This is a genomic window from Clostridioides sp. LIBA-7678 (genome assembly GCF_056716065.1).
Genome location: NZ_CP196987.1, coordinates 2812875 through 2828305 on the forward strand (window position 1 = coordinate 2812875; position 15431 = coordinate 2828305).

Here is a 15431-nt window from a genome sequence, read left to right on the forward strand (position 1 = left end):
GTATTGAATAAGAAAGTTAGTAAAATAGTTGCAATCGGATGTGGTGTTGGTATAATAACAGCTAATCTAATGCCAGTTTATGCAAATGATAATACTTCTTCTATAAATAAGGTTGATAACTCTATCGTGAATGACTCAACTAAAAGAACATCTGAAAAGGAAATTTTGACTGCTAGAGAAGCTGTCAGTGCAGCACTTAAAAATAGTGATAAATTAAAGATGAAATCAGAAGAAATAAAAATGTTAAAAGAAAAACTAGAAGTCCAGGATGAGCTTGATAGTTTTACTAAAAGTGATAATTCATTTCCATATGAACAAATGGGGTTACTTAAAAATCAAAGTGAACAGGCTAAAGAATTTATGGAAGACCAAATAGCCAATGATATTACTAATAAATACAATGATTTAGTCTCAAGAGAAAATGAGTTGGATAAAATGAAAAATAATCTTGAGATAAAAACTAAAGAAATTAAAGATATGAAATTAAAAAAAGAATTAGGTTTAGTAACATCATTAGAAACTAAGTCAGCTGAACTTGAACTTCAGACATTACAAAATACTCAAAAAGCAAAGCTTCAAGAATTAAAAAATAATCAAGATTATTTTAAGTTATTGACTAATATAGATTTAAATAATTATCAATTGGATAAAGAATATAGATTTGAATCTTTTAGAGTTGGTGGCTCAGTTGATTCATATATGGAAGGTAAGGTTAATGAATACTTAAAGTATGACCAATTGATTTTAGAACGTACTGAAGAAAGTTTTAATGATAAGGATGAGAATAAAGCAGATTTACCAGATAGACCTGAACTAAAAAAACCTACTGTACCTCCTAAACCAATTAAACCATCTTTAGATAAATTTTCTACTCAAGAGGCATATATAAAAGCACTTGATGAGTATAATAAAAAACTTGATGAATATGAAAATGCAATTAATGCTCTTAATCAATATAATGCTGAAAAGACTAATTATGCGACAGGGCTTACTACATATGCAAATTATCTTCAACAAAAATACAATACTGAAAATGGTCTAGTAACATTAGAAGACAGTAAAAAAGCTCTAAAAAAAGGCTTGATTGACAGTTATGCTCAATTACTTGCTTTAGAAGATACAATTGAAATTACTAAAAAACAACTTGAATTATCAGAAAAACAAGTAAAAAATACTAAATTAAGATATGATTTAGGATTAATTACTCTAACTGATTATAAAAAACAAGTAGTAAGTAATGAAGATGCTAAAAATAGCTATGACACGCTTATTGTAAACTATAACTCACTAAAAAATGGTATAGAAAAGCCTTGGATACTTAGTACTGGAAATAATACTGGTAAATAGAAAGTATTAAATAACTTTCACAAAGTTGTTTAATAAAAATATATAGAAAATTGATTTATTATTAAATAAAAGACTGTAGATATATTTATATAGAAACAAATATATCTACAGTCTTCTTAGTATACAATTTATAAATTTATTTTATATAAATCTACTTAATTCCCTATATTCAATATTTCAATTTCATATCAAATAATTTTCATTTTAAATCATTATAACTTTTCTAAGTTCCATATGACATAGTCCTTTTACCTAGAGCTTATACCTATGTAAGTCTTTATTATAATAAAATAATTGACAGTTAAAAAAATAAAACTATTTTGAAACCTGGAATCCATATTTTAAAGGGTCATCATTGTCAATAATATAAGTAGATACTCCTGTTATATAAGCACTTCCTGTAATTTTAGGTATTACTGCAGAATAATCTCCAGCCTTTGCTTCTTCCTTAATTACACCCGTAAATGTAGTACCAATAAAGCTTTCATATACAAAAGACTCTCCAATACCAATTTTACCTCTTTTATAAAGAGTCGCAAGTTTAGCGCTAGTACCAGTTCCACATGGAGAACGGTCTGCCATATAATCACCAAATATTACAACATTTCTCATGTCACATCCAGGTGTTGAAGTAGGACAATACAATTCAGCAAGGTCAACAGAAGTAATATCACATTCAGGATGTTGTATTTCGTTTTCTTGGTTAGCATGTTCAATTAATTTCATACCAAAATCAGTTAGAAATGGAATATTTTCAGGTGTTACATCCATACCAAATTGTGTAACATCACACAATGCGAAGAAACTTCCTCCAAATGAAATATCATATGTAATCTCTTTTCCATCAATATTAGTTGTTAAGTTTTCCTTATACAAAAATGCAGGTACATTTGTTAGTGTTACATTTACAACTTTACCATCTTTTACTTCTGCTTTTGTACGTATTAGACCAGCAGGTGCATCTAAAACAACTTCTGTATATGGCTCTTTTGCTTCTACAAGTCTAGCTTCTATAATCGCAGTAACTGTTCCAATAGTTCCATGCCCACACATATTCAAATATCCACCAGTATCCATATATATAACTCCATAATCTGCTTCTGAATGGATTGGCTCAGTAACAATAGAGCCAAACATATCATGATGTCCACGAGGTTCAAACATTAATGCCTTACGATACTGGTCACAATTCTCTTCCAAATATTTTTTCTTTTCAATCATTGTATTTCCTGGCAATTTTGGAAATCCAGATAATACAACACGTGTAAATTCTCCAACTGTATGTGTATCAACAGCAGTAAAACATTTTTCGTAAATACTAAGATTTACATTTGGTTTTAGTTCCATTTTGGAAACCCCCTTAATATTATGTAATATAGTTATGTAACTTTATTTTATAAATTTATTTTTAAATTGTCAACTCAGAGAACTGGAAAAGATTAAGAAAATATGATATCGTATATTTAAACAAAAGTAACGACTAATGGAATATAACAAGAAAGGAAATGTAATCTATGGGAAATAGAGAGAAACAGTTGAAAAATGCTTCAATGCCATCAGACTTAAAATATTTAAATCGGAAACGAATACTTGATATCATCAGAAATACAACAGAAGTATCAGTCAATGATATTAGTGAAGCGACCAAAATCAGTCGTCCTACAGTGAAAAAAGCTATTCAGAGTTTTGAAGAAATAGGGCTTTTGGTCTCAGCAGGTAAAGGCAGTTCTACAAATATTGGTGGAAAACGCCCAGAATTATATTCGTTTTCTTGTAATAAAAGGATATTGTGTATCTCTCTTGAAGAGAGCTATATTCATTTTGCAGTTTTGACTATGAAAAATGAATGTATCTTAGAAATAGAAATTCCTGCTACTTACAACAATACATTAGACACATTTCAGAAAGAATTAGCAATTCATATTGAAGATATTCTAGTAAATGCAGAAATCTCTCATGATGAATTATATGGCATAAGCTTTGCAATCGCTGGATTCGTAGACCAAAAATATGGTATTGTCAGATTTTTTATGATGGCTCCACATTGGGGAAGAAATATCAATATAAAAGAATGGCTTGAGAAATTGTATCCAAAACAGGAGATTATAGTAGAAAACCTAGTTAGAATGGCTGGAAATGCGCTTCTTCTTGAGGAAGAATTTCGTAATAAAAGGACAGTTGTCATGTATGCAGAGGCAGGAATTTCTTCATGCTACATTGATAATGTTGTACTTACTGGTAGAAATGCTCTTATTGGAGAAATCGGACATATGACTGTTGATTACAGTGATGAAGAGATTTGTTCCTGTGGAAGTAAGGGATGCTTTGAACGTATGGTTAGTGCTGAAAGAATTCGCCATAGGTTAAAGAAAAATTCAATGAAACTTTTAAAGTCTTCTATAAATCAATGGATAGAATCTAAAGATTTAATTCGACATGTGTTTGAAGAGGCAGACAATGGAGATGAACTGTCAATGATAGAGGTTGGTTATCTGGCAGAAATGTTCTCATTAATGTTGAAAAATGTAGCAATCAATTTTGACCCAGAGATTGTAGTCCTCCTTGGACAATATGCTTATGCAGGAGACTATTTTAAGATTAAATTGAAAGAAGAGCGAAAAAAAGCTCGATTCTTCCCAGAAGAAACTGCATCTGTAATATATTATGATATACGACCATTAAGAGAACTCCAAAAAGCTGGTGGATATCAGGTCTTAACACAAAAATTCTTTGAAAATCCCATATTTTATGAAGGTAATATTAAAGAAAATGAAGATTAATCAAAAGCTTATGATTTTATAGAGCCATCCAAAATGGATGGCTCAAAAGTTTAACTCTGAATTTAATTATCTTTTATCAAATGTCTCATCTATTTTACATCTTACCATGTTAACAAATTCAGAAATATTATATCCTTTCAGTTTGCATCCACATTTAGGACAATAATCTAGTCTCCTAGATACCAAAGCCCTACAACTAGGCTCTGGGCATCTCATTTTTAGACTTTCCTCTGCTACTTTAAATCCACATCGTGGGCATATACTACCTGGACGTGATGATACTTCCTTTCCACATTTAGGACACTTTGTCAACTTTATCCCCTCCAGTAAACTCAATTTAATTATTAGTTAAAATTTCTCTCTACAATAATATATGCAATACAATTAAATACGTTTCACCTTAAGTTATATAAGTTATCTTTTTATAATAAAATAAAAATCCCCTATACTTAACTTACAAATAATTTATTTGATACATTAAATATATAGGGGATATTACTTTAATTATATAATTTTACAGTATATTAACTATCTAGGATTTTTTATAGATGCCTGAGCTGCTGCAAGTCTAGCAATTGGCACTCTAAATGGTGAACAAGATACATAGTTAAGTCCTACATTATAACAGAACTCTACTGAAGATGGTTCTCCACCATGCTCTCCACATATTCCTAGTTTTAATTCTGGTTTAACTTCTCTACCTAACTTAGCTCCCATCTTAACTAATTTACCAACACCATTTTGGTCTAATACTTGGAATGGGTCTTTTTCTAATATTTCTTCATCTACATATTGACCTAAGAATTTACCAGCATCATCTCTTGAATATCCAAATGCCATTTGAGTTAAGTCATTAGTACCAAAGCTGAAGAAGTCTGCCTCTTGTGCTATTTCATCAGCAGTTAAACAAGCTCTAGGTATTTCTATCATAGTACCTACAGTATAAGGAACTTCTACACCTTCTTCTTTTATTATAGCATCAACAGTATCTACTATCATTTTTCTTATTATCTTTAACTCATTTACTTCTCCAATTAATGGAACCATTATCTCTGGAGAAACTTTAACACCTGCTCTTATTGCCTCTATAGCTCCTTGTATTATAGCTTTAGATTGCATTACACATATTTCAGGATAAGTTATTGCAAGTCTACAACCTCTGTGTCCAAGCATTGGGTTAAATTCATCTAAATCAACTATTCTCTTCTTAATATCACTTACTTTTATACCCATAGATTTTGCAAGCTCTTCTATAGTCTCATCATCATGAGGTAAGAATTCATGTAGTGGTGGGTCTAGTAATCTTATATTAACTGGTTTTCCATCCATAACTTTAAATAACTCTACAAAATCTTCTCTTTGCATTGGTAATATTTTTTCAAGTGCTTTTTCTCTTTGCTCTACTGTATTAGATAATATCATTTCTCTAACTGCTGGTAATCTATCTTCATCAAAGAACATATGCTCAGTTCTACATAGACCTATACCTTCAGCACCAAACTCTATAGCTGCACGAGCATCTCTAGGATTATCTGCATTAGTTCTAACCATCATACACTTGTGTTTGTCTACCCACTTCATTAATTTCTCAAAGTTACCAGTTAAAGCTACTTCTGTTTTCTTAACATCTCCTAAGTAAACATTTCCTGTAGAACCATCTATAGAAATATATTCTCCTTCTTTTATAACTACATCATCAAGTGCTCTTATTTCTTTGTTAAATTCATCAACTTTTATTTCTCCACATCCAGCAACACAACATTTACCCATACCTCTAGCAACAACTGCTGCATGTGATGTCATTCCACCTCTAGCTGTAAGGATTCCTTCAGCCTTAACCATACCTTCTATATCTTCTGGAGATGTCTCTAGTCTAACTAAAACTACTTTTTCTCCTTTTTCACTTGCTTTTACTACATCATCAGCATTGAAATAAACTTTACCACTTGCTGCACCTGGTGATGCTGGTAAACCTTTTGCTATAACTTTAGCTTCTTTTAATGCCTTATCTTCAAATTTTGGATGTAATAATTGGTCTAATTGATTAGGCTCAATTCTCATTATAGCTTCTTTTTCGTCTATTATTCCATCTTCAACTAAATCAACTGCTACAGCTATTGCTGCTGCTGCTGTTCTCTTACCATTTCTAGTTTGTAATATATATAATCTTTCATTTTCTATAGTAAACTCTATATCTTGCATATCTTTATAGTGACCTTCAAGTATATGAGTAATTTTTACGAATTCATCAAATACAGCTGGCATTACATCAGCAAGAGTTGATATATTTTGAGGAGTTCTTATACCTGCAACAACGTCTTCACCTTGTGCATTCATTAGGAATTCACCAAATAATTTATTTTCTCCTGTAGCTGGATTTCTAGTAAATGCAACACCTGTACCACTAGTTTCTCCCATGTTACCAAATACCATTGATTGGATGTTTACTGCTGTTCCTAAGTTATGAGCTATATCATTCAATTTACGGTATACGATTGCACGAGGGTTATTCCATGATCTAAATACAGCCTCTATAGCAAGCATTAATTGCTCTTTTGGTTCTTGTGGGAAATCACTTTTAATTTCTTTTTTATATATTGCTTTAAACTCTTTTACTATTTCTTTTAAATCATCAGTTGTAAGCTCTGTGTCAACTGTATATCCTTTTGCTTCTTTTACTCTATCTAATACATTCTCAAATTTATATTTTGGAACTTCCATAGCAACATCAGAAAACATTTGTATGAATCTTCTGTAACTATCATATGCAAATCTTTCATTTTGTGTAGCTTCTGCTAGACCAACAACACTATTATCATTAAGACCTAGATTAAGAATTGTATCCATCATTCCTGGCATAGAGAATACTGCACCAGAACGAACTGATACTAATAATGGATTCTTATTGCATCCTAATGTTTTATTTAAGTCTTTTTCTAAAGTAGCTAAATGATTTTCTATTTCTTTTATTATCTCTGCTCTTATACTTTCATTGTTAACATAATAGTCATTACATGCTTCTGTTGTTATAGTGAATCCAGGAGGGACAGGTAAGCCTATCTTAGTCATTTCTGCTAAATTGGCACCTTTACCTCCTAGTAAAGATTTCATGTCTTTGCTTCCTTCACCAAAACTATAAACATACTTAGTTTCCATTGTTAAATCCCCCATTAATCTTTTTATTTTAATTTATATCATTTTTATTAATAGACATTATTAAATTTCTATTTCTTTGTATATCTTTAGACCATTTTCTTTCATTATGTCTAAGATTATACCTGCTGTTTCTTCTATTGCCTTATTTGAAACATTTATTACTGGGCATCCTATTTTTTTCATTATTTCTTCTGAATAATCTAATTCCTGAAGTATTCTTTCTAGATTAGCATAGTTGGCTTTACTAGATAGACCTAAAGCTTTTAATCTTTGAGTTCTTATTTCATTAAGCTTTTCAGGTGAATTAGTAAGACCTATTATCTTCTTAGTATTTATCTCAAATACCTCTTTAGGAATTGGTATTTCTGGAACTAATGGAACATTAGCTACTTTTATATTTTTATTAGCCAAATACATACTCAAAGGAGTTTTAGATGTTCTTGAGATTCCCACTAAAATTATATCTGCTTGAAGAACACCTCTAGGGTCTTTTCCATCATCATATTTTACTGCAAACTCTATAGCTTCAACTCTCTTAAAATAAGATTCATCTAATTTTCTAATTATACCAGCTTCTCTTTTAGGTTTTCTTCCTGTTCTCTTGCTTATTTCTCTTAAGATATCTGTCATAAGGTCTATACAACTAAGACCTTCTCTCTCACAATATCTTTCAACAATACTGCATAACTCTTCATCAACTAATGTATATACAATCAAAGCGTTTTCAGCTTTTGCATTCTCCAATGTTTCAAGTAGTACTCCTTTATTAATCATGTATGGGAATCTTTTTATTTCATAAGTTTCATTTACATAAAACTGAGACATACATGCTTTTGCAACTTGTTGTGCAGTCTCCCCTACTGAATCTGATACTGCATATATAATTAGGTTTTTCACCAGCATACCTCCTTAATTGTCAACTATTTCTAAGAATAGCTTAGTTATGTTGGTTTTTGATATTCTCCCAACAACTCTCATATGATTTTTGTCTTCTCCCTTATATTCAACAATTGGAATCGAATCTACTTCATGTTCTATTATTTTTCTTGAAGCTAATAAAACGCTTGCTCCTTTAGTTAAAGTAACTACATTTGGAGTTCTTGTCATTATCATGCCTATTGGCATCTTATTTATATCAGAACCTCCTATTGTTGCTTTTAGCAAGTCTTTTCTGGAGACAACTCCACATAACTCTTCATTTTCATCTATAATAACTATACTCCCTACATCAGATAAAAACATAGTGACTATTACATCATATATACTTTCGTCCTTCTTAGCTAGTACAGGCATGCTCATTATATCTTCTACTGATTTTTCTTTTATGCTTTTACCAATTAAATTAATTTCACTAACTCCTGAATAAAAATATCCAACTTTTGGTCTTGCGTCTAGTATTCCTGTCATTGTCAATATAGCTAAATCAGATCTAAGTGTAGCACGAGTCACATTCAAGCTGGAGGCAATACTTTCACTCGTTATTGGTTCATTTTCCTTAACTATATCTATAATTTTTAGTTGTCTTTCATTAAGCTGAATAATAATCACCTTCTTTCATTGTGCTATACTTTTTATCTTTTCGCATCTTATATAGTATATTATATAACTATATATACCATTCTGTAAACAGATTTTTTATTGAATACGATATATTTTTTTACTAAGTCCTCTTGCTTAAAGATATTTATTATATATTAATGGGGAATATTTCTTTAATTAATAGAACTATATTAGTATTACAGTTAATATTATAATACATAATTGGTCATTTTAATTCATTTTATATTAAAATTTTTAATTATATTATTTAAAATATGAATATAAAGTTGCAAAATTAATTTGAATTAAATATACTATTGAGATTTTCAATTATAAATGACCTATAATATATTTACATACAAAATATCCTACCAAAAATATACATAAATTTAAAAGGGCTGATTTAAAAATAACCATCACCCCTTTTGAATAGTATCTATATTATATTATAACCAAATCTTACCCAAATATTTTTTCTTGTAATTGTCTTAAATGATATAAAGTAGTATCTTTTTCTATCTCAACCATATCATAAGTTATAACTTCACCTTTTTTAATATCTTTAACTACTTTAGTCTTTTTGCTAACTAGACCAATAGGAACAGCATTCATAGCTTTTGCAACATCGTACTTTTCTATAGTACCATAGCATGTATATGCACCATATCCATCCATATACTCACCTTTTTTCAAATCTTTCTTAGCTATAGTCATAACTTCTGCAACTAGTCCATTTTTAGGTACTATTGTAGCCTTATGTTCTAAAACGGCCATAGCTGCTGATAAAGGAGTCTCTAAGCTACACAAATGATATGGTCTATATAATATGTAATTAGGTCCATCACCCATACTTAAATATTTTAATTCATCATTAACAGCTTTTAATTTATGAGCAACCACTACGAATACTCCAGGTGCTATGCCATTTACAAAATCAACTACACCATAATTATCTAATACTCCACCTTCACTTTTTAATGCATATTTTTTAGGTACTTCATTCACTGTAGCTTCAATACCATGACCACCTCTTACATCAGGTACAAATCCAGTTGCATTACACATTAAGGCCATTTCTACCATTGTTTTAGTTCCTTCTTTAAAAGAAGCTATCATATGAGGTGAAGCTCCTTTTCTTTCTGCTTCTTCTCTAACAGTATCAGGATTACAATCTAAATCTAATTTATTATTTTTACCTTTTCCTATAACTCTAACTTCAAATCCCATTGCATCTGCAAAATCGAATAATTCCATTACAGCTCCTGGCTCATCCCCTGCAGAACCTGTAAAGATTACTCCAGCATCATCTGCTAATTTTTTAAGTATTGGTCCAACAACACAATCAGTCTCAGCATTTAACATTACTATGTGTTTTTTATTTAAGATAGCATTTAGTGCTATTTCTGCACCAATTGCAATACCACCAGTTGCATCTATAACTACATCTATTGACTTAGTCTTACAAGCTACAAGAAAATCATTACAAGTCAATACTTTTCCTTCTTGTAGTTTTAGTTCTGCATCATTTTCATTTGTTACATTATCTATAACTGCTTCATCTATTCCTGCATCAGTAAATGCCTTATGAGCTAATTCTAAATTTATATCTACAACAATAGAAGCCTCAATACCTTTCATATTTGCCATTTGGCTTACCATTCCATTTCCCATATGACCAGCACCTATAAGAGCTACTTTTATTTTCTTACCTTCTTCTTCTAACTTTGCAAGTTTTCTGTTTAAATCTAACATATCCATTCCTCCTGTTATAATAATTTTATTTTTCAAATTAAGAAATAGTTATTAAATCTCCAATAGTTACATTTGGATTTCCTATTTCTACATGTATTTCTCCTGGTAAATTTACTTCACATTCCCCATCAAATTTGATTGTACAATGACCAATTTCTCTAAGAGTCTTTTGAGCAATGTCTCCAACTGAAACTATACAATAATCTCTATTTCCTATTGTAAGTGTGTCTCCTATTTCAACATCACTTTTTAATGTTGATATTGAATGAATTACAGATATATCCTTTAAGTCTTCATCATTGATGGTTTCATCATATATGATAAGACAATTGCTTTCATCCATTAACTCTTTAACTAAACTGCCTATCCCACTTATCTTAACTTCATATTTCATGACATTCCTCCTGATAATTTATATTTATATTAAGTTAATTAAAAGAAACATTTATTTTTTCTTTTATAAATTTTATAGCTTGTACAATACTTTCTTCATCTTTAAATCTTTGCTCTGCACTATATATGTCTAATCCTTCTATTTCTTCAATCTCTTTAAACTTAGCCATTACTGTGCGTCCTTTCAAAATTTCTCCAAACCTTATAAAACCATCTGAATCTGAAGATATAATAGCTATACTTCCTTTAGAAAAATAACTTTTCTTTTTTCCTGTAGATACTATCTCCCCTTTTGTTTTAGCTCTATTTAAAGTTTTAAAATATAATTTATTCTGTTTCATTATAAATATAGTATTTAGAACATAAACAACAAATAAAATTACAAGTAGTTTCATATTTATACACCTTCCACAAATCACATTATTTTTTAATTCTGTACGATTCTACATAAGATTTTTGAGTAACACTTTTTTAAATTCTAAAAAACTTCTACATTTACTTATCTTATTTGTTAACTTTACATCTTGTCCTATCTTTAAAACTTCTTCATAAATTTTTACCAACAAGTCTGAATCCATTTGATTCTCACATGGAAACATGGTCATAAGTATTATTTTTATACTTCTATTTGCATATTGTATTGGTTCTTCTAAAATCCCAATTGCCATTAGAAATTTATCTGACTTTTCATTTACAGAATGGGGAAATAATAGACCTTTATCAAAAACTGTAGGAGATTTTTCTTCTCTATTAATTATGTTTTCTCTAAACTTATCATCAATACATCCTAAATCCATAAGATTGTCCATCATTTTTTCCAAAGACCCAATTATCGTCTTTTCATTCAATATCATAAATTTATCTTCATCCAACAAATTATTTATTAATAAATTTGTAGAATTAGTGGTATCAATATTTCCTTCTCTTAAACACAATACTGTTTTTAATTGTTCTCTTAGTTTATTTTCATCAAATATTGTATTTATTTTCAACACTATTGTTCCTATATTTGATGTGTCTAAATCAATAGTTGTAAAAACTATATCGTATTCATCTAAGTTAATATTTCTCAAATTAAAACTTGAAAGAGTATCAATTTGTGGATTATTACCTATTAATTTTTCAACTCTTATTTTTAATAGCTTTGCTGTCCCTAGACCAGTACCACATATAATTGCTATTTTCTTTATTGAATAAAATCTACTACTATTTCTTTCTAAATATCCACTAAAATGAATTGCTATATATCCAATCTCATCTTCTGAAACTTCTAAATTATATTTCTGCTCTATTACTCTTCCTGCTATTTGAGCTAATTTAAAAGGAAGTATATAGTTCTGTTTAATCTCTTCTAGCAATATATTCTTTAATTTTATATTAAATAATAGCCTATTTAGAGTAAAACTAAGATGATATCCTAGTCCTATCCTTAATTCATCCTCATTTATAAAAATACCCATATCAATATATATTTGGTTAAATATATTTTCCATCAACTCATCAATATTTTTATTAATTCTACTACTATTTAAAGCACATTCTGATGCTGGTGCATTTCCACTTACTAATGGTATAGTCAAATAAATAATTTCCTCATCATTTAAAACACATTCAAATCTTTTTGATAATATTTGTTTTATTTCCCTAGCAATAAGGTATTCATCATATGATTTGAGTAAATCAAACTTTGCATTATACTCTTTTACTCTATTTTTTTCTTTTACTCTATAAATTAAAACTACAATATAGTTAAGAACTTCTCTTAGCATTTCATCTGTAACATAAAAATTATTATTTTTGAACAAAGTCAATAATTCCTCTTCCAAACTTGTGAGTTCTTCTTTTTTAATATCTTTAAAATATTTTGAATTATTTAAATCCTTTCTTGAGTTCTTATACAACTGATTTAATATAAGTAATCTAATATCAAGTTCATTTCCATGTAATTTCATCCCTGTATTCTGTTTTTTTATTAAGTTTAAATTATATGAAGCTAGAACTTTTTCTACATACTGGAAATCATTTACTAGAGTAGTTCTTCCTACACACATCTCATCTGCCAAACTATCAAGTGTAATAAATCCATCTAGCTCTATCAAATAATTTAGTATAAACTCTACTCTATCTTCCTTTGAGTTTAATGAGAATATATTTTTTCTATTCATATCAATAATCTTATTAAGTACTTTTTCATCTTTTATTTCCAGTTTATATCCTTGACCTTTTACATATTTAATTACTGCTATATCACTCCCTAAATCTTTATTCAATTGTTTTATATATGTTCTTACACTTCTAGTTGTAACATTTAGTTCATTTGCTATTGAATTGATACTTACAAACTCTTTTTTACTACATATAATCAATATTTTAAATATCTTGCGGTCAATAGAAGGAATTTTCTCAGTTACATTCATTTTGTATCTCCTCCTTGATTTCATTCTAGTACAAACTTGAAACCAAATTAATACATAAAATTTCACTTTAATAGAGGAAAATTTAGTATTAATCTAAATCGATAATTACAGTTGATTAATAGTATAAAAGCTAGTCTTTCATTAACAAAACTCTTGACTAGCTTAAATTTATATTTTAAATTTTATTAATCAAATTTAAACCTAATACTGACATTAAATATTATCTTAAAGCAAATACCGCAACTCCATATGCAATAATAACAGATATTGGACCAGTTATTAAACGAGAATAAAATAGAGCTGGAACACCATATTCCACGGTTTCTGGTTCTGCTTCTCCCAAACTCAATCCTACTGGGACAAAATCGCATCCAGCTTGTCCATTTATTGCAAATAAAGCAGGAAGTGCTAAGTATGCTGGTATTGCTCCAAGACCAATTTGAGTACCTACAAGAGTTCCTACTACTTGTGCTATAACTGCACCAGGCCCTAATATTGGTGATAAGAATGGAAGTGTACAAATTATTGATATAATCAATAACCCACCAATATTACCAGCAAGTGGAGATATTACCTTTGCAATCCAATCTCCCAAACCAGATGCTAAAATAATTCCCATAAGCATACTTACGAATGCCATAAATGGTATTACATTATTCATTATCATTTGGATAGTATCTCTACCAGCATCATAAAACTTTGAAACTACTTTTCCTGCGCCTTGGCCAATAGAAAGTATTATGTTCTTTTTAGCATATTCACCTTGTGCTTTTGATTTTACTTCATCATAATTATCAGGCTTTCTGATGGAACTCTTATTTTCACTTTTATTTTCTTGAGCTTTTTGTGGCATATCTTCTCCATCTACAACACTTATACAATTAGGGTTAACATCTGATACATAATATTCCTCTGTTATAAATTTTGCTAGAGGACCTGTTTTTCCAACTGGATTTACATTAATTGTAGGTATTTTTTTCTTTGGATATACTCCACATCTAGCAGTTCCACCACAATCAATAATAACTACTGCCACTTCTTCATCAGAAACACCAGTTTTAAATCCATCTACAATCTCACAACCCAGTAGTTCTTTTATTTTTAATGTTACTTCATGGATACCACCAGCAGTCATTGATAAGATTTTATTTCTATTGCCTTCTTTTTTTATATATAAAGGGCCTCCCCAACCTGAACTTCCTTTTTCTATTTTTAATATCTTGTTTTCATCCATTTTAACTACCTCCTAAGCTTTATTTGCTACTTTATTTTTTCTTGTTAAAAAAGCATACATTTTTTCTGTTATTATACCTCTTATAAAAATCACGATTAAACCAACTATAAAATACCATAATGCTAATGTAGTAGTTTCTTTACCTAAAGTAGTCAAACCAGCTGATATTCCTAACCATACAAAAAGTTCTCCTGCATTTGCATGTGGAAAAAGACCTGTAATTGGATGTACAAATGAAACTGCTGCATCATAAAATCCTGCTTTATGTTCTTCTTTTAAAAATCTACCAAATGTATAACACATAGGATTTCCTAAGAAAAACACTGATACTAATGGAAGTAAAATATATCTTGTAAAAGAATTCCTTCCAAGCTTAGAAGCCCAATTATTAACTCTTTCCTCACCAATTATTTTAATCAAAGAGTTAATAGCTACCATTAACACGATTAGCGTTGGAAGAGTTCCTGAAACAAGACCTACAAATTGTTCTCCTCCCTTCTGAAACAAACCAATAAACCACTCTGCACCTTTACTTAGACCTGTAATAACGTTTTCCATAAAATTATAACCTCCCTATAATATCTTTAAATTTTTAATTTTATTACTCGCTATTAATTTTACAAATTACTTCTTTTTTCTGTACTATATGCTATTATTATAAATGTTTTTTATATTAATATCATTTTAATATAATACTTTTGATAAATAAATACATCTTTTTTCAATTTTATGAAGGAAAAAATTGTACTAATTAGAATTTTCAGAAATATACAAATCTTATTTCGACTATATTTTAAATTCTTCTTAAAAATT

The 15431-nt window shown here is 29.4% G+C and carries 13 protein-coding genes; 2 read left to right on the forward strand and 11 right to left on the reverse strand.

The genetic code is table 11. The annotated features are described in order from the left end of the window. The first annotated feature begins 3 nt into the window (after nucleotides 1-3). Nucleotides 4-1347 (forward strand): TolC family protein, encoded by a 1344-nt coding sequence (locus tag ACTG46_RS13370; RefSeq protein ID WP_479922994.1) that lies wholly within the window; start codon nucleotides 4-6, stop codon nucleotides 1345-1347. A 315-nt stretch (nucleotides 1348-1662) separates the two neighbouring features. Here the strand turns inward: ACTG46_RS13370 and ACTG46_RS13375 are convergent, their stop codons facing one another. Next, nucleotides 1663-2694: a proline racemase family protein gene (locus ACTG46_RS13375; RefSeq protein WP_479922995.1), complete on the reverse strand. Its 1032-nt coding sequence runs from the start codon at nucleotides 2692-2694 to the stop codon at nucleotides 1663-1665. A 167-nt stretch (nucleotides 2695-2861) separates the two neighbouring features. On the opposite strand from ACTG46_RS13375, the gene ACTG46_RS13380 reads away from it, so the two are divergent. Beyond that, nucleotides 2862-4127 carry an ROK family protein gene (locus ACTG46_RS13380; protein WP_479922996.1) on the forward strand — a complete coding sequence of 422 codons (1266 nt, stop codon included), beginning with the start codon at nucleotides 2862-2864 and terminating at the stop codon, nucleotides 4125-4127. Nucleotides 4128-4193: 66 nt separating this feature from the next. Here ACTG46_RS13380 and ACTG46_RS13385 read toward each other — a convergent pair whose 3' ends face one another. The 10 genes from ACTG46_RS13385 to srlA all read right to left on the reverse strand — a co-directional run bounded on the left by ACTG46_RS13385 (nucleotide 4194) and on the right by srlA (nucleotide 15176). Continuing rightward, the gene (locus ACTG46_RS13385) at nucleotides 4194-4439 is read right to left on the reverse strand and encodes a hypothetical protein (protein ID WP_054271017.1); all 246 of its coding nucleotides are present in this window, start codon (nucleotides 4437-4439) and stop codon (nucleotides 4194-4196) included. A 216-nt stretch (nucleotides 4440-4655) separates the two neighbouring features. Continuing rightward, a complete protein-coding gene (ppdK, locus tag ACTG46_RS13390; protein ID WP_479922997.1) occupies nucleotides 4656-7283 on the reverse strand; it encodes a pyruvate, phosphate dikinase in 2628 nt (875 codons plus the stop codon). Nucleotides 7284-7343: 60 nt separating this feature from the next. Further along, complete coding sequence (locus ACTG46_RS13395) at nucleotides 7344-8186, reverse strand: pyruvate, water dikinase regulatory protein (protein ID WP_044213707.1); 843 nt, start codon at nucleotides 8184-8186, stop codon at nucleotides 7344-7346. Nucleotides 8187-8192: 6 nt separating this feature from the next. Continuing rightward, nucleotides 8193-8831, reverse strand: coding sequence for a transcriptional regulator CcpN (gene ccpN / locus ACTG46_RS13400; RefSeq protein WP_054271019.1), 639 nt, complete (start codon nucleotides 8829-8831; stop codon nucleotides 8193-8195). A 450-nt stretch (nucleotides 8832-9281) separates the two neighbouring features. Next, on the reverse strand, nucleotides 9282-10574 hold the full coding sequence (locus ACTG46_RS13405) for an NAD(P)H-dependent oxidoreductase (protein ID WP_054271020.1): 1293 nt from the start codon (nucleotides 10572-10574) through the stop codon (nucleotides 9282-9284). A gap of 37 nt (nucleotides 10575-10611) precedes the next feature. After that, nucleotides 10612-10968, reverse strand: a complete 357-nt coding sequence (locus tag ACTG46_RS13410) for a PTS glucitol/sorbitol transporter subunit IIA (protein WP_054271021.1) — start codon at nucleotides 10966-10968, stop codon at nucleotides 10612-10614. Nucleotides 10969-11002: 34 nt separating this feature from the next. After that, nucleotides 11003-11362: a transcriptional regulator GutM gene (locus ACTG46_RS13415; RefSeq protein WP_054277165.1), complete on the reverse strand. Its 360-nt coding sequence runs from the start codon at nucleotides 11360-11362 to the stop codon at nucleotides 11003-11005. A 48-nt stretch (nucleotides 11363-11410) separates the two neighbouring features. Beyond that, entirely contained in the window at nucleotides 11411-13384 is a 1974-nt protein-coding gene (locus ACTG46_RS13420; protein ID WP_407814166.1) for a BglG family transcription antiterminator, read from the reverse strand. Between the two features lie 220 nt (nucleotides 13385-13604). Beyond that, nucleotides 13605-14618, reverse strand: a complete 1014-nt coding sequence (gene srlE / locus ACTG46_RS13425) for a PTS glucitol/sorbitol transporter subunit IIB (RefSeq protein WP_054271024.1) — start codon at nucleotides 14616-14618, stop codon at nucleotides 13605-13607. 12 nt (nucleotides 14619-14630) lie between these two features. Next, the gene (gene srlA, locus ACTG46_RS13430; RefSeq protein ID WP_054271025.1) at nucleotides 14631-15176 is read right to left on the reverse strand and encodes a PTS glucitol/sorbitol transporter subunit IIC; all 546 of its coding nucleotides are present in this window, start codon (nucleotides 15174-15176) and stop codon (nucleotides 14631-14633) included. Nucleotides 15177-15431: the final 255 nt, after the last annotated feature.

Coding starts and splice junctions, on each gene's coding strand:
- ACTG46_RS13375 (WP_479922995.1), bottom strand. CDS start 2,694: ATGGAACTAAAACCAAATGTAAATCTTAGTATTTACGAAAAATGTTTT.
- ACTG46_RS13380 (WP_479922996.1), top strand. CDS start 2,862: ATGGGAAATAGAGAGAAACAGTTGAAAAATGCTTCAATGCCATCAGAC.
- ppdK (WP_479922997.1), bottom strand. CDS start 7,283: ATGGAAACTAAGTATGTTTATAGTTTTGGTGAAGGAAGCAAAGACATG.
- ACTG46_RS13395 (WP_044213707.1), bottom strand. CDS start 8,186: ATGCTGGTGAAAAACCTAATTATATATGCAGTATCAGATTCAGTAGGG.
- ACTG46_RS13405 (WP_054271020.1), bottom strand. CDS start 10,574: ATGTTAGATTTAAACAGAAAACTTGCAAAGTTAGAAGAAGAAGGTAAG.
- ACTG46_RS13410 (WP_054271021.1), bottom strand. CDS start 10,968: ATGAAATATGAAGTTAAGATAAGTGGGATAGGCAGTTTAGTTAAAGAG.
- ACTG46_RS13415 (WP_054277165.1), bottom strand. CDS start 11,362: ATGAAACTACTTGTAATTTTATTTGTTGTTTATGTTCTAAATACTATA.
- ACTG46_RS13420 (WP_407814166.1), bottom strand. CDS start 13,384: ATGAATGTAACTGAGAAAATTCCTTCTATTGACCGCAAGATATTTAAA.
- srlE (WP_054271024.1), bottom strand. CDS start 14,618: ATGGATGAAAACAAGATATTAAAAATAGAAAAAGGAAGTTCAGGTTGG.
- srlA (WP_054271025.1), bottom strand. CDS start 15,176: ATGGAAAACGTTATTACAGGTCTAAGTAAAGGTGCAGAGTGGTTTATT.